Annotated in this window: 11 protein-coding genes; 6 read left to right on the forward strand and 5 right to left on the reverse strand. The window is 60.8% G+C overall.

Annotated features, from left to right (window positions below; all coding sequences use genetic code 11):
* Positions 1-88 precede the first annotated feature (88 nt).
* The 3 genes from ACFVHU_RS09865 (at position 89) to ACFVHU_RS09875 (ending at position 4,803) form a co-directional block, all read left to right on the forward strand.
* A complete protein-coding gene (locus ACFVHU_RS09865) occupies positions 89-1,051 on the forward strand; it encodes an AAA family ATPase (RefSeq protein WP_388024145.1) in 963 nt (320 codons plus the stop codon).
* A gap of 9 nt (positions 1,052-1,060) precedes the next feature.
* On the forward strand, positions 1,061-2,377 hold the full coding sequence (locus ACFVHU_RS09870; protein ID WP_388024147.1) for a DUF58 domain-containing protein: 1,317 nt from the start codon (positions 1,061-1,063) through the stop codon (positions 2,375-2,377).
* Between the two features lie 80 nt (positions 2,378-2,457).
* Positions 2,458-4,803, forward strand: a complete 2,346-nt coding sequence (locus ACFVHU_RS09875; RefSeq protein ID WP_388024149.1) for a transglutaminaseTgpA domain-containing protein — start codon at positions 2,458-2,460, stop codon at positions 4,801-4,803.
* A 67-nt stretch (positions 4,804-4,870) separates the two neighbouring features.
* Here ACFVHU_RS09875 and ACFVHU_RS09880 read toward each other — a convergent pair whose 3' ends face one another.
* Both ACFVHU_RS09880 and rsmI read right to left on the reverse strand, forming a co-directional pair.
* A complete protein-coding gene (locus ACFVHU_RS09880; RefSeq protein ID WP_105657476.1) occupies positions 4,871-6,358 on the reverse strand; it encodes an NAD-dependent succinate-semialdehyde dehydrogenase in 1,488 nt (495 codons plus the stop codon).
* A gap of 138 nt (positions 6,359-6,496) precedes the next feature.
* Entirely contained in the window at positions 6,497-7,357 is an 861-nt protein-coding gene (rsmI, locus tag ACFVHU_RS09885) for a 16S rRNA (cytidine(1402)-2'-O)-methyltransferase (RefSeq protein ID WP_105657475.1), read from the reverse strand.
* 68 nt (positions 7,358-7,425) lie between these two features.
* Between rsmI and ACFVHU_RS09890 the strand changes: the two genes are divergently transcribed.
* Both ACFVHU_RS09890 and ACFVHU_RS09895 read left to right on the forward strand, forming a co-directional pair.
* Positions 7,426-9,036, forward strand: coding sequence for a dolichyl-phosphate-mannose--protein mannosyltransferase (locus ACFVHU_RS09890; RefSeq protein ID WP_388024152.1), 1,611 nt, complete (start codon positions 7,426-7,428; stop codon positions 9,034-9,036).
* A 78-nt stretch (positions 9,037-9,114) separates the two neighbouring features.
* Positions 9,115-10,956, forward strand: coding sequence for an AMP-dependent synthetase/ligase (locus ACFVHU_RS09895; RefSeq protein WP_388024153.1), 1,842 nt, complete (start codon positions 9,115-9,117; stop codon positions 10,954-10,956).
* A 72-nt stretch (positions 10,957-11,028) separates the two neighbouring features.
* Here the strand turns inward: ACFVHU_RS09895 and ACFVHU_RS09900 are convergent, their stop codons facing one another.
* Both ACFVHU_RS09900 and ACFVHU_RS09905 read right to left on the reverse strand, forming a co-directional pair.
* Positions 11,029-12,465: a TIGR01906 family membrane protein gene (locus ACFVHU_RS09900; protein ID WP_105661722.1), complete on the reverse strand. Its 1,437-nt coding sequence runs from the start codon at positions 12,463-12,465 to the stop codon at positions 11,029-11,031.
* A 284-nt stretch (positions 12,466-12,749) separates the two neighbouring features.
* Positions 12,750-13,151 (reverse strand): DUF3499 domain-containing protein, encoded by a 402-nt coding sequence (locus ACFVHU_RS09905; RefSeq protein WP_208294212.1) that lies wholly within the window; start codon positions 13,149-13,151, stop codon positions 12,750-12,752.
* 91 nt (positions 13,152-13,242) lie between these two features.
* On the opposite strand from ACFVHU_RS09905, the gene ACFVHU_RS09910 reads away from it, so the two are divergent.
* On the forward strand, positions 13,243-13,701 hold the full coding sequence (locus tag ACFVHU_RS09910; RefSeq protein ID WP_105661721.1) for a metallopeptidase family protein: 459 nt from the start codon (positions 13,243-13,245) through the stop codon (positions 13,699-13,701).
* An 11-nt stretch (positions 13,702-13,712) separates the two neighbouring features.
* On the opposite strand, the gene ACFVHU_RS09915 is transcribed toward ACFVHU_RS09910, so the two are convergent.
* Positions 13,713-14,642: a heme A synthase gene (locus tag ACFVHU_RS09915; RefSeq protein WP_388024155.1), complete on the reverse strand. Its 930-nt coding sequence runs from the start codon at positions 14,640-14,642 to the stop codon at positions 13,713-13,715.
* Positions 14,643-14,659 lie beyond the last annotated feature (17 nt).

The following is a 14,659-nucleotide window of genomic DNA, read 5'->3' on the forward strand; positions in this document are numbered from 1 at the left end:
TCCCCATATGATGTGATGCAAGACCCAATTGAATGAATGCTGCGGCGATCGATCTTGCCAACGATTCGTTCTTCAGGAGGAACCGCGCATGAGTGCAAACCGAACAGTGCCGTCGCTTGATTCGGCATTCCAGTCCAATTGCCAGCGCATTTTCGATGCTGTCCAGAGCGTCATCACCGGAAAGCCGGAGGCGGTGACTAGCGCATTGACGGTCCTGCTGGCACAGGGCCACCTGCTGGTGGAAGACGTTCCCGGGGTCGGTAAAACCATGCTGGCCAAGTCATTGGCGCGCAGCGTCAATGGTTCGGTGCACCGCATCCAGTTCACCCCGGACCTTTTGCCCAGTGACGTCACCGGTGTCTCGGTTTACTCCCCGCAGACTCACGAATTCACTTTCCATCCCGGACCGGTCTTCGCCAATATCGTCATCGCCGATGAAATCAATCGTGCGAATGCCAAGACCCAGTCGGCATTGCTGGAATGCATGGAAGAAAAGCAAGTCACCGTCGATTCGATCACCCATCGGCTGGAGCAGCCTTTCATGGTTGTGGCCACGCAGAACCCGGTGGAATCCGAGGGCACATTCGCCCTGCCCGAGGCACAGCGTGACCGATTCATGGCACGGCTTTCGCTGGGTTACCCACAACGCGATGCCGAAATCACCATGCTCACCGGCCGGCACCAGTACGACCCATTGGAAGCACTGCAAGCCGTGGTGCAGCTGACTGATCTGGGATACATGATTGAGCAGGTTAAAGCGGTGACGGTCACAGAACGGCTAGGCGCCTACGTAGTGGATCTGGGCCGAGCCACACGCGAGCACCCGCAGGTGGCGCTGGGGGCCTCGCCTCGCGCACTGATTCAGTGGGTTCGCGCGGCCAAAGCCCATGCCGCGATTCATGGACGCGACCACGTCTTGCCAGAAGACGTTCGCAGCGTGGCCCAGATGGTGCTGAACCACCGGTTGATCCTGACCCGGCGAGCGGTTGCGGACGGCTTGGATGCCAGCGCCGTGATCCAAGAGCTTGTTGCCAGCACCCCCGTGAGCTAACGGGCAGCCATGGAGAAGATTCCCCGCTACGATTCGCGCGATGCCCTCTCCTGGACGCGCACCGAAAATTCGGCGACAGCCCTGCGGCGTTGGCACCTTGACCTGTTCACCGTGCGCGGTTGGTGCGCTGCCGGAGCTGGCGGCCTGCTGGTGTTCGTGGCATATCTCCTGGGCCGGCACGAAATGATGGCTTTGGGCCTGGCCCTGGTGGCGTTGGCTATGGCGAACTGGGGTTTGGCCTTGCGCCTGCGCGGACGCACGATTATCCACCGGGAGCTGCTCTCGGCGGTTCCCAGCGTTGGCGAGGTCAGCAAGTTCCGCTTGTCGTGTGCTGAGCGTTCCATCATCCAGGAACAATTGCCGGAGGATTTCGGGCCCGGCCCACGATTCCAGGCCCCGGGTTCCATCGAATACGAATTGGTGTTCCGCACACGCGGGATCCACCTTGTGGGACCAGCCCAGCAAATAGTCGTGGACCCTCTGGGGCTGATACAGGGAATGGTGCGCACCGGAGCGAGCCTGCAGATTCCCGTGCGTTCCCAATTGCACCGGTTGGATCGTTTCGCCCCGCTCGGCGAACGAACGCTCACTGGCGATGCGAAATTCTCCAGGAGCACCACCACCGACTACTACGATGTCGCGACGCGCGACTACCAGCAAGGCGACTCCGTCCGCCAGGTGCACTGGAAAGCCAGCGCCCGGCACGGAAAGCTCATGGTCCGCCAGGAAAACCACGTGGCAACCGCGCAGGCGCTCCTGGCCCTGGACACTTCCTTCGAGCATTGGAATCACAGCGGATCGGATCTGAGGATCTCGTTGCCGCAGGCTCACGCGGAGGCACTCACCAGCAGCCGCCGCTTTGAAAATGCGTTGTCGTTGGCCAGCAGCATCGGCCTGAGATATGCCACTAGCGGCTACCAGCTCGCCTTCCGGGACCTCACCGGGGCCTCGTTGGCGCAACGAGACCCGCAAAGCGTCTCCGAGCTCGGCGCGCTGAACAGTTTTGAAGACTTCCATGCCGCAACTTCGGACCTGGCCTTGGCCAACGGAACAGTTGAAGCCAACGGTTCCGAGGTTCTGGGCAATACCCTGCGCAAGGAGCTCTTGGTGTTCCGCGAAGAACCGGTCATCATGATCCTCGGAGAGCTTACTGCGCCGCAGGCAGCTTGGCTGGCTACGCTCTCGCGCACCGTGCGCAATGTCGAGGTTTTCCTGCTGGTCAGCCACCCTGAACGCTATGGACAGATACAAAATGAATTGGCTCGCACCAGCTGGAAAGTGCATATTCTTCCCGGCGATATGGCGATAGACGAGATGTGGGGATAATGAGCGCTGGCCGTGCTGGGGCAAACACTCTAGCCCCGACTCCTGAAAATCCGGATCCGAGCGTTGGCTCGGCTCCCGCGATGCGGCTTCTGCTCGTGCGGGTTGCTGCTGCCTGCTGCCTTGCAGTCGCTGTATTAGCGGGTGCCGCCTCGCTGTCCGGGGTCATTGAAGGCTCCAGCTGGTTCCCGGCCTTGGTCCTCCCGGTCTTCGCCTTGCACCTGTGCGCCGGTCTGCTGCGCGCAGTCCGCCGCTTGCGCTGGAGCGCTGTTCCTGCTGCTGCAATCGTCGCCGTGGCATCCATTGCGCTCAGCGATGCCCGGGAAAGCAACATCTACGGTTTGCCTCTCGCCCAATGGGTCTGGAATGTGCTTGGTGAAGCGGGAATCCAGCTAGCTACCCAAGTGCCGCCGGTAGCCAATTCCCGCTCTGTGGCTTTCAGCGTATTGTGCTTCACTTTGGCAATCAGCCTGATCGTGGAAATGCTGGCCAGCTCGCGGCGCATGGCCATGCTGATCATCATTCCCTTGTCCCTGGCGCCGATCATCGCGTCGCTGTTCAAGCAGGAAGGCGCCGGAATTGGCTATCTCGCGCTGCTGTTGTCGGCAGTGCTCGGCTATATTGCGCTGATTCCGTATCTCTTTGCCCCTGCATCTTCCAAGCATTCCCAAGTGATGCTTCCCGCGCCCAGGACGCTGGGAATTCTGGGTGTCAGCGTGATGGCCTGTGTCGGTGCCCTCTTGGCGGCCAGCATCTGGATGCCTGGTTTCCGCAGCGGCATGTTCTCCGAAGGGCAACGTCCTTCGGGTGATCTGCTGGCCAGCAATGTCGATCCGCTGATCAACCTCGGAAGAGACCTCCGCTCGAACAGCGGTGTTCCCATCCTGGACTACTACACAACTGCTGAAGAAGCGCCTTACCTGCGCACTCAGGTGATCAAGGATTTGTCCGCAGACCGCTGGGAACCAAGCGAAAGCTCCATGCAGCACACGCTTGATGGCACCTCCGCGGTGTCAACGAATTTCAGCACGTTCAACAGCACCGACGAAGTCTTGCGAATGACTTGGCCTGATGGCATCAGCAGTCCGGTCCTCCCTTTGCCCAACCAATCCTATTTCGTGCAGGGCATCGTCGGGGATTGGAACTGGACCTACGAGACCTCGGTGGCTAGGCTCACTGGCGACGCCATGGCATCGACCAACGACATTTCAGTGGCCTACGCGGATTTGGCCATCAGCACGCAAATGGTCCGCAACGTCGGGCACATGGGAGTCGACGCCAGCGACCAGCTGCCCGAGGAATACCTGCGTCTTCCGCAGGATCCTGACAACGGATTGGAACCGTTGCTGCAGCAAACCCTCGATGAGGTTTTCGGCAAGAAGGGGAAGCCTGCCAACGACATTGATACCGCCGTGGCTTTGCAGCATTTCTTCCGTTCCGGGAATTTCGTGTACTCCGAACGCACCCCGCTGCGCGAAGGCTACGACGGGGCCAATCGTCGAGTTGTCGAAGCCTTCCTGGCCCGGCGCCAGGGGTATTGCGTGCACTTCGCCTCGGCGATGGCCCTGCTGGCTCGTGAAGCCGGAATCCCTTCGCGCATTGCCGTGGGGTATGCACCCGGTGAAGCCAGCGGAGACACTCTCGAAATCACCGGGGACACCGCCCAGAGCATGCTGGAACGGCGCCTGGAAGAAGGTACCGAGCTCACCGGATATACCGTCAGCGGGAAACAGTCCCACGCGTGGCCAGAATTGTATTTGAACGGGCTGGGTTGGATTCCGTTCGAGCCCACACCGGGTCGGGGCTACTCGCCAAGTTACGCGCCGGAACCAACTCCTACGTCGAACCCGCAAGAAAGCACTGCACCCCAAGTGCCCACCGAGCGCGGCAACCCGAGCCTGCCGGCCAGCGCCGCGCCTTCTGCGCCGGCACCGTCCGCAGATTCTGGGACCCAGGGCGCAAAGGCAGTGTGGCTGTTGCCAGCGGTCTTGTTGCTGGCCTTCCTCGCACTGGGTCTTGCTCCGTGGCGGCGCCATCGCCTGCGTGAGGAGCGGCTAGGACGCGTGCGCCGTGGCGGCGCTGATGCCGCTCCAGCTCTGCTGGCCGAGCTGCAGGCTATTGGGGCCGATTACCGGGGGCCGGCTGGCAGCCACGAGTCGGCCGGTGACTACACTACCCGGCTGGGCGAAGACCATCCCCAAGTCGCCAAGGATTTGCAGTCCCTGAAAACTGTCATCCAAGAGAGCTTCTACGCCAACAGGCATCCCAGCGCTGATGATGCCGCTCCGCTGCTTGACGCCTTGCACGCGATCCAGGGCAATTTGCGCGGCGAGCTGTCCTTTATCCAACGAATCAGGGCATTCTTGTTCCCTGCTTCGGTGCACCCGCGTCATTCGCGCTCGGAAGAATCCACGCGAATCGACATGTAGCCATCGGTTTAACCGGCCAAGGCCCGACCGGAAGAATCCGGTCGGGCCTCGGCGCGAGCTGGAGAATCTACTTCTTGGCCGCGTAAGGATCGGCAATGCCGATGTACTGCACGGTGGTGTATTCCTCCAGGCCTTCGGCGCCGCCTTCGCGGCCCAGGCCCGACTGCTTCACGCCACCGAATGGTGCCGCGGCGTTGGAGATCACGCCAGCGTTGAATCCAACCAGGCCGAATTCGATCTGCTCCGAAACACGGAACATGCGGTTGAAGTCCTGCGAGTAGATGTAGGAAGCCAAACCGTATTCGGTGGAGTTGGCCAGCTTGATAGCCTGGGCCTCATCCTTGAACGTGGTCACTGGTGCCACTGGGCCGAAGATTTCCTGGCTCAGGATCTTGGCGTCGTTGGCGACATTGGCCAGCACGGTTGGCTGGTAGAAGTAGCCCGGGCCGTCAACTGGCGCGCCGCCGGTGATGGCAGTCGCGCCGGCGGCGACGGCGGCTTCAACCAGCGAGTGGACTTCGTCGCGGGCCTTTTCCTCGACCAGCGGGCCTACCGTGGTGTCGGCTTCGGTGCCGCGTCCTGGCTTCAGGGCCTTCATCGCTGCAGCGAACTTGGCGGTGAATTCCTCGGCAACGTCCTCATGGACCAGGAAGCGGTTAGCAGCGGTGCAGGCTTCGCCCATGTTGCGCATCTTGGCTGCCATGGCGCCCTCGACAGCAGCATCCAGATCGGCATCCTCGAAGACGATGAATGGTGCGTTGCCACCCAACTCCATCGAGGTGCGCAGGACCTTGTCTGCGGCGTCCTTCATCAGCTGCTTGCCCACCGGGGTCGAGCCGGTGAAGGAAACCTTGCGCAGGCGGTCATCTTGCATCAGCGGGCCGGAGATCTTCGAGGCCGAAGCGCCGGAGACCACGTTCAGCACGCCAGCTGGAAGGCCTGCTTCCATCATCGTGGCTGCGAAAAGCTGGGAAGTCAGCGGGGTCAGCTTGGCTGGCTTGAGCACCATGGTGCAGCCTGCCGCTACTGCCGGGCCGACCTTGCGGGTAGCCATCGCCAGCGGGAAGTTCCATGGGGTGATCAGCAGGCATGGGCCAACCGGCTTGTGCTGGACCAGTACCTTGTTCTTGCCCTCGGGGGTGGTGAGGTAGCGGCCGTAGTGGCGTACGGCTTCTTCGGAGAACCAGCGCAGGAATTCGGCGCCATAGGTTACTTCGCCATAGGCCTCGGCCAGTGGTTTGCCCATTTCCAGGCTCATCAGCAGCGCAAAGTCATCCTTGCGCTCGGTGACAAGGTCGAAAGCACGGCGCAGGATCTCCGCGCGTTCGCGTGGTGCGGTCAGTGCCCATTCGGCTTGGACTGCGTCAGCTGCATCCAGTGCAGCCATTGCGTCTTCGCTCGTAGCACTGGCCAGCGTCAGCAACTTCTCGCCGGTAGCCGGGTCGAGCACGTCGAAGGTGCCACCGTCGGAGGCATCCCTCCATTCGCCATTAATCAATAGGCCGGTTGGCACCTTGGCAAGCAGTTCCGCTTCGCGCTGGGCAGTAATCGACATACGAGCATCTCCTGATAGAAAATAATGAAAACTAATCGTCTTTGATGTCTACGCTATTCCTGGCAGGTGGTGGCTGTAAATTGCCGTCTGCACGATAAACGCGAGAATTCATTGTGCATTTAGCCTATGCGACTTCGGCTATTTTCCCGCTTCGTGACGTGCTGCCAGAACAGCTTCATAAAGCTCGCGTTTCTGCACGCCGAATTTTTCGGCGACTTCGGCCACGGCCTGCTTCATGCGCATGCCTTCCTCCACGAGGGCTGCAACCTTGGGAAGCAAATCCTCGATGGATGCGGCCTCGGCTTCCGGGGCTCCGTGGACAACCACAACAATTTCTCCGCGCACGCCATCTTCTGCCCATGCGCGCAGATTTGCCAGTGAATCTCGACGGACCTCTTCAAACTTCTTGGTCAGCTCGCGGGCTACGGCGGCCTGGCGGTCTTGGCCAAATGCTTCGATAGCGGCATCAAGGAAGTCGCTCAGCCGGTGAGGAGCCTCGAAGAACACCATGGTGCGATCTTCGGCGAGCAAGGAATCCAGGCGCTTGCGGCGTTCCCCCGCCTTGCGCGGCAGGAAGCCTTCAAAGGTGAAACGGCCAGTTGGCAATCCGGACAGGGCCAGCGCGGTGAGCACCGCAGAAGGGCCCGGTACCGCGGTGACACGGATGCCAGCACTCAAGGCAGCGGCCACCAATGGGTAGCCGGGGTCCGAAACCGCCGGCATTCCTGCATCGGAAACCACCAGCACAGTCGCGCCCTCGGCGGCCAGGTCAATCACCTCGGAGAGCTTGTGAGCCTCGTTGTGCTCATGCAGACTCATCACCCTCGCAGTGATTTTAATGCCCAGGGCATGGGCCAGGTGGTGGAAGTTTCTGGTGTCCTCCGCGGCGATGATATCGGCACTGGCCATAATCTCCCGCAGACGCGGGGAGGCGTCGGACAAATTGCCAATCGGGGTGGCTCCCAGGACGATTACGCCCTCATTATCTGAGTTCTGCACATTCTTAAGCCTACGCGACGCAGGAAAAGCCCACTTTCTGGACTTTCCACCGGTAGCATGAATTGGTGATGGGCACCTCGGTTTTAGACACTCCGGACTCCGGCCACGTACGCTCGGCGCGACAGGCCTTCACTTTCGAGAGCCTGAAACAGCGGCTCCTGCCTGTGGTGGCTCCCAGCGGCCCGCTGATGTGGATCATTCCGCTGGTCGTGACACTCATTGCCGGCCTCTTGCGCTTCGTCAACCTGGCGCACCCGCACCTGCTGATCTTTGATGAAACCTATTACGTCAAGGACGCTTTCGCGATGCTGCAAAGCGGATACGAGCGCGAATGGGCTGACGACAGCGACGGGAAGTTCATCGCGGGCGACCCGCAGCTGGAAGCTGAAGCTTCTTTTGTCGTCCACCCGCCGCTGGGCAAGTGGTTGATCGGCGTGGGCATGCTCCTCTTCGGTGATTTCAATGGCTTCGGCTGGCGTTTTTCCACAGCGCTCGTCGGCACCCTCTCGGTCCTGCTAGTCACTCTGTGCGCCCGCTTGCTCTTCGGTTCCCACGTCCTTGCCGGCATCACCGGTTTGCTCATGGCCATCGACGGCCATTCCATAGTCATGTCGCGCACCGCGTTGCTGGACATCTTCTTGATGTTCTTTGTGATTGCCGCGTTTTATGCCCTGCTCAAAGACCGGATACATGGCAGAACCGTGCTTGCCCGGAAGCTTTCAGTGCCCGAGGGTAACCGGCCAGATGACTTCCTGCTCGTTCATGGCCCTATGCTCTGGTGGCGCCCATGGCGGCTGATCGCAGCGATCATGCTCGGTGGCGCAGTTGGCATTAAATGGTCGGCGCTGTCCTTCATAGCTGTATTCTGCCTCATGGCGGTGCTTTGGGACTTTGGTGCGCGGCGCACCGCAGGAGTTCACAAGTGGCAGTCGGCGGCATTCATCCGCGACGGAATCTATTCCTTCTTCACCATGCTGCCGCTGGTGCTGCTGACCTATTTGTCCACGTGGACCGGGTGGCTGATCACCCAGGGCGGCCGATACCGCCATTGGGCCGAGGAGAATCCCGGCGAAGGCATTAGCTGGCTGCCCTCGCCGTTGCGTTCCTTGTGGCATTATCACCAGGCTGGCTACGAATTCCATACCGGGCTCGACTCCGAGCATGGCTGGCAATCCTCGCCGTGGACGTGGCCCTTCGCCGGACGTCCAGTGCTGTTCTACTTCGAAGGCTACGACAAGGGCACCAACGGCTGCGGGCTGGAGCGTTGCACCGAGGTTATTACCGACCTGCCTAACCCGTTGATGTGGTGGGCCTGCACCATCAGCATGTTCTTGCTGATTCTGTGGTGGATTGGCGCCCGTGATTGGCGCGCCGGAGCGATCCTCTCATCGGTGGCGGCCGGGTTCCTGCCGTGGCTGATGTACCCAGAACGCACAATGTTCTTCTTCTACACCCTGCCACTGGTTCCGTTCATGGTGCTCGCGTTGACGTATATGATTGGCAGGTTCATTCCACGCGACCCTAATTCCAGTGCCGCGCACCGATCACGCATCATCGTACTCACCATATTCATGGCGTTATTCCTAGTCACGTCGGCCTTTTTCTGGCCGATATGGAGTGGGGAAATGATCGCGGATGACTACTGGCGCTTGCACGTGTGGCTCCCCAGCTGGGGCTAGGCTGCCCGTGGCTTGGCCACCTGCTTCCATGAAATAGGCCACTAAGACGACCATCGAATCCCAAAGGACAATTCTTCAATGCAAGAAGTAACCGTCGAGCTACTCACTGATCTAGCACCAGAAGTAAACACGACGAGCCTACTCCTTGATCGCGTAGCACGTGGGGCGCAACGACCACTGTTCAGCGTGCAGCGCGACGGCACCTGGCATGATCTCAGTGCCGGTGATTTCCTCATTGATGTCAAGCGCCTGGCAATGGCGCTGATCAATGATGGGCTGCAGCCCGGTGACAAGGTCGCCATTATTTCCCGTACCCGCTATGAATGGGCTTTGGCAGAGGAAGCGGTGTGGTTCGCCGGAGGCGTGACGGTCCCCATCTACGAAACTTCCAGCGCCTTCCAGATCGAATGGATCCTGCGCGACTCCGGTGCGCGCGTGGTTTTCGCCGAAAACCACGAGCTGCGCGCCAACGTCCGCCAGGCGGCGGCTCAGCTGGGCGAACCGGTTCGCACCCACATCTTTGAAGGCTCCGACACGGCGGACAAGACGCTTATTCCCTCCGCTGGCCTGCATCAGCTGATGGTTCCTGCCAACCAAGTCGATGAGCAGCTGGTCGAATCCCGCCGTGCTTCCATGACCCTCCAGGACGTGGCCACGATGGTCTACACCTCGGGTACCACCGGGCGTCCCAAGGGCTGCAATATGACCCACTCGAACTTTGCCATGGTGGCGCATAATCTGGCCGGCCATATGCTCGAAGTGCTCGGGGAAGAGCGCCGAACGCTGATGTTCCTGCCGCTGGCCCACGTATTGGCTCGTGCCGTCCAACAGACCTGCATCCACGGCGGATCGGTGATTGCGCATTCCAGTTCCATGGCCAATCTGGTCGAGGACATGTCCGCGGTCAAGCCCGGCTTCCTGCTGGCCGTGCCGCGCGTCTTCGAGAAAATTCGCACCACCGCTTTGGCCACAGCCGAACGTGGCGGCAAGGCCGAGCTGTTCCTCAAGGCAGAACAGGCAGCCATCGAGGTTTCCAAGATCCGTGATGCGCGTACGCGTGGCCTCAAGACTCGCATGCCCTTGGGCCTGCGTGCCCGCCATGCCTTGTTCAGCAAGGTCCTCTACCCGAAGTTGCAGGCCGTCTTTGGCGGCCACTGCGGTTACGCGATTTCCGGAGCCAGTGCATTGAACCCGGACTTGGCTCATTTCTTCCGCGGCGCTGGCATTGAACTGCTCGAAGGCTACGGCCTGACCGAAACCACCGCCCCAGCCACCGTGAATCAAGCATCACGAATCCGCGTGGGCACCGTGGGACGTCCGCTTCCCGGCACCTCCATCAGGATCGCCGATGACGGTGAAATCCTGGTCAAGGGCATTGGGGTTTTCGCGAGCTATCACAACAATCCTGCCGCCACGGCTGAAGTCTTCGATGAAGACGGCTATTTCAAGACTGGTGATACCGGTGTCCTGGATGATGGAGGATTCCTCCAGGTCACTGGCCGCAAGAAGGAACTGATCGTCACCGCCGGCGGCAAGAACGTCTCCCCTGGCCCGTTGGAAGAGATGGTCCGCGCCGGACGCATCGTCTCCCAGTGCGTACTGGCTGGCGAACAGCGCCCATTCATTACGGCCATGATGACCCTCGATCCCGAAGAACTGGTGCTGTGGGCCAAGGCCAAGGGGCTTGAAGCAATGACCCTGGCTGAGGCGGCCATCAACCCAGCAGTGATCGCCGAGGTCCAGAGCTACGTGGATACCGCTAACTTGACCGTTTCCAAGGCTGAGTCCATTCGCAAGTTCGTGGTCCTGGAAGAGGAATTCACCGAAGCTTCCGGGCACCTGACCAACTCGTTGAAGCTCAAGCGCCAGAGCGTTCTCGAAGAATTCGAAGGCCGCGTGGAAGCCCTCTACCGCCAGTAATTCCCACTGGGTAAAGCAATGGGGAGCAGTTCGCCATGAACTGCTCCCCCAGTGCTTTAAGCCTTGTGCCAGCTAGTTGCCAATGCCGAACGCACGGGCCTCCTGGCGCAGCCGGGCCGCCTCACGGCGGCGGCCGGTTGGCCAGCAACTGATCAATACAGCGACGATCGTGGCCAGCACCAGCACGGCGATGCCAATGGCGCTATCGAGCCAGTACTGCTCTGGGTACAGGCGGATCAGCGTATCGCTGACGTTGAAGGTCCAGGTGCCGTCGGAGAAGAAGAGGGCATGGAACTGGGTGAAGAAATTGTCCCATCCCACAATCGCGGAGACGGCCAGCGCAGCAATGCCCGCCAAGGCCAAGATCGCTCCCGAGAACAATGCACGCCGTACGCCGCCTGCATAGCGCTTGGCGAGGTACCAAACACCGATGATCAAGATGACCGCTAGAAAAGCTCCGAGGATATAGGCGAACCCGATGAGGTTCTTCACGTCCACCATGTGCTGGACTTCCCCTTCGGTGAACATGCTTGAACCGGTGGAAAGCTTCAAGCCGGCCAAGTATTCGGGGCCGGCAAAGTTGTTCAGGTAATCCACACCGTAGCTGCCGTAGGTCAGGCGTTCAGAATCGGTGAAACCAAAGGAATCGCTCGGGAATCCAGGGCGGCCGTAGGACAGAGCCAGGAAAGCCGGCGTGGCGACCAAACGGATGGCAGCGATCAAGGTCAGCAGCGGGAAGACCAGAGCCACGATCACCTGGGCAGTACGGCCCAGGGCCGGCTTCGAGTTCAGCGCCCGTTCGCGCGCAACCCGGCGCTTCACGGCCGCTTCGGAAGGTTCCGGTTCTGGCGCGTAGCTGCCAAAGACGCGGTTGCGCGCCTGGGCAACGGCAGCCTTTGTTGTTGGCAGGGATCCGGTCTTCGGAGCAGCAGACACCGGTGGCACGCTTTGCGCGGTGGTTGCCTTCTCGCTGGCCTGCGGCTCAGCGGACTTCCCGGCACCGGCGGCGGCTTCGCTTTGCACCTGCTTCTCCGCTTCGATTTCGTGCGGCAGCTTGATGGCGCGAATGACATCTTCTACTGGCTCTTTAGCGGCCGGCTTCGCAGCGGGCGCCTTGGCGGCAGGCTTCGCGGCCGCAGGTTTGGCCGCAACTGGCTTGGCGGCTGCCTGCTTGGACGCCGCGGGCTTGACGGGCGCTGGCTTGACCGGCTGCTTGGTTGCCGGGGCTTTGGCCGCAGCAGGCTTGGCCTCAGCTGGCTTGGCCGCAGGGGTCGCGGCAGGCTTGTCTGCCGCTGGCTTCACGGGGGCAGGCTGCGCCTTGGCTGCAGGAGCTGCAGTTGGGTTCTTGGTCTCGGCGTCGGTTTTGCCGGACATCGCGCGGCGGATGGCCTCTTTGCGGGCTTCTTCCTTTTGGGCAGCGGCGTTTGCCTGGGCCTGGTTCTTGTGCTTTTCCAGGCGCGCAGTAAGCTCTTCAGCTTTTTGGCTCAGGCTGGTCTGTGGGCCTGGCATGTTGCCAGTGGCAGCCGGTGCCGGCTGGCCCGTAGTTCCTTGCCCTCCAGTGGGGTTTTTCGCCGCCTCAGCCATGAGGAGTCCTCCTGCAATTCGCGCGATGGTGTGCTGTTTTGGGGTTGCTTTACGGGCCGAGTACGGCGCACGCGCCTTTAGCATATCCAGCGAGGCGAGTCATCTGACGGATTACCACACCACAATTGGATTTCAGCTAGGACACAAAGAGGTGCTGCAGATGCCGCCGAAGTGCCGATGCAGGTTCAAGAATTCTTCGAGAAGAAGGTCTAGGCTTCTTCGTCGCCAGCTGGGAGCACAGCCAAGCGGACGCGAGTGTCAAAGCGCTGTGCACGGATATCGCGGGGACGGACCGAATCAATGGGCGAATCCGATGCATGGCGAGGTTCGCGAACCTTTGGTTCGCGATCGCGGACGGCATTCACCAACGCGTTCAGCTCATCTTCTGGTTCAAGCACATCTGGGATGGCGCCACGGATCAGGCTCCACCCGCTGGGAACTGTCAGACGGTTCGCATGGCGGGCGCACAGGTCATAGCAGTGCGGTTCCGGGTACGTCGCCAAAGGCCCAAGAACAGCAGTTGAATCTGCGTATACGTAGGTAAGAGTAGCGCGGGCCGTTTCACGGCAGGCTGGGCGAGAACAAAGACGAAGACCTTCCACGTTTGCCATTCTACTCGGCTGGTCAGCACATCCTTGGGATCTTCGCCCATTTGCGGGCTGATGGGCACCGGCACAGTGTCGCAAGCGCTAGGCTGAGTTAATGAACTCCAAGTTGCCTGATCCGCCAAGCGGTTCCCGTCGCCACCGCCACGGACGCGGGCGGCGTGGCCCGCTGATGCCCATGCATCTTCCTGCTTACCGTTCACGGCCGGAACGATTTGATGATGCCGTGATGGCCAGTGCGCAAAGGCTCTCGGAACGCTGGCCCGGAGAAATTGAAAAGATCGATTTCCTGATTGATCCGGTGCCCAGTGACAAGCTGCTGGAACAGGCTGCTGCACTGGGCGAGCGGGTGCCGCTTGCATCATCAAAATCAGCTTCGGCTATCCGCCCAGCGCGCATCATCATTTATCGCTTGCCCATTGAGCAGATTGCGGAAAACACCGGCGAACTCTTGGATCTGGTCCATCAGTGCGTGGTGCACGAGGTCGCGCAGCTTTGGATGAAACCCATCTCGGAAGTGGACCCCGCATATTTCCCTGAGGATCCGGACTACTAGGGCCATCTTCTCTAGCTGGCCTGGATCCGGCTTTCACGTCCCGGCGCATGGGAGGCCAGGCCAACGCGCACGGCACCGATCCATACCAGCGCAGCACCAACCAGGTGGGCGACCACAAGCAGCTCTGGCAGGCTGGTCATGGCCTGGATCGCTCCGAGCAGCCCCTGTCCGGCCAATACCCAGAGGTAGAGCTTGGCTTTGTGCGCCACGTCCGGTACTTGTTCTTTTCTTGCTTGACGCCACATCACCAAAGCAACAACCAGTGCGCCCACGGCTGCTGCGGCATGCACGAGAGTGATCTGCAGCCAGTCGAAGCCCATCCGCGGGACCTCGGCCGAGTCTCCGGCATGCGGACCTGAGCCGGTCACCCCGGTGCCAATGATGACGAGCAGGGCGCTGAGAACAACTAACCAGGTTCCCAGCGACTTCAGCGAATCCGTACTGGCTTTTGAGCCGGCGTTTCCCAGATTCTGCACCTTGTCCCAGGTGGCCGCAGCGGCAGTGAGCAGCAAGGTCGCAGCCAGGAAATGGGCGGCAACTACGTAGGGGTTCAGTTTCACCCAGACGGTGATCCCGCCAATGACCGCATTGAGCACAACAAGCCAGAACTGGAACCACGCCCATCGGGTGATGCCCGGAACTGGTTCGCGTTGCAGTCGGGCGGCAATGATGACCCAACCAACCGCTGCGCACAGGACAAAGGTGAGCAGCCGATTGACGAACTCGATGGTCGCGTGAATCCCCATTTCAGCGGTTGGCGCGATGAAGCCGCCGGTGCAGGTTGGCCAGTCGGGGCAGCCTAGTCCTGACCCGGTGACTCGAACGACACCGCCGCCGACAATAATCAGAATCGCTGCGATCATTGCCGATAGCGAAGCTGCCTTGAGCGAACTACGTTCCAGCGTGATCCGCTCAGCCAGCCATGCGAAAGGGGTCTTCAATTATCCAGTTCCTTAAT

This window comes from Glutamicibacter sp. NPDC127525 (assembly GCF_042672105.1).
Lineage (GTDB): Bacteria > Actinomycetota > Actinomycetes > Actinomycetales > Micrococcaceae > Glutamicibacter.

Coding starts and splice junctions, on each gene's coding strand:
- ACFVHU_RS09865 (WP_388024145.1), top strand. CDS start 89: ATGAGTGCAAACCGAACAGTGCCGTCGCTTGATTCGGCATTCCAGTCC.
- ACFVHU_RS09870 (WP_388024147.1), top strand. CDS start 1,061: ATGGAGAAGATTCCCCGCTACGATTCGCGCGATGCCCTCTCCTGGACG.
- ACFVHU_RS09875 (WP_388024149.1), top strand. CDS start 2,458: ATGCGGCTTCTGCTCGTGCGGGTTGCTGCTGCCTGCTGCCTTGCAGTC.
- ACFVHU_RS09880 (WP_105657476.1), bottom strand. CDS start 6,358: ATGTCGATTACTGCCCAGCGCGAAGCGGAACTGCTTGCCAAGGTGCCA.
- ACFVHU_RS09890 (WP_388024152.1), top strand. CDS start 7,426: ATGGGCACCTCGGTTTTAGACACTCCGGACTCCGGCCACGTACGCTCG.
- ACFVHU_RS09895 (WP_388024153.1), top strand. CDS start 9,115: ATGCAAGAAGTAACCGTCGAGCTACTCACTGATCTAGCACCAGAAGTA.
- ACFVHU_RS09900 (WP_105661722.1), bottom strand. CDS start 12,465: ATGCCAGGCCCACAGACCAGCCTGAGCCAAAAAGCTGAAGAGCTTACT.
- ACFVHU_RS09905 (WP_208294212.1), bottom strand. CDS start 13,151: ATGGCAAACGTGGAAGGTCTTCGTCTTTGTTCTCGCCCAGCCTGCCGT.
- ACFVHU_RS09910 (WP_105661721.1), top strand. CDS start 13,243: ATGAACTCCAAGTTGCCTGATCCGCCAAGCGGTTCCCGTCGCCACCGC.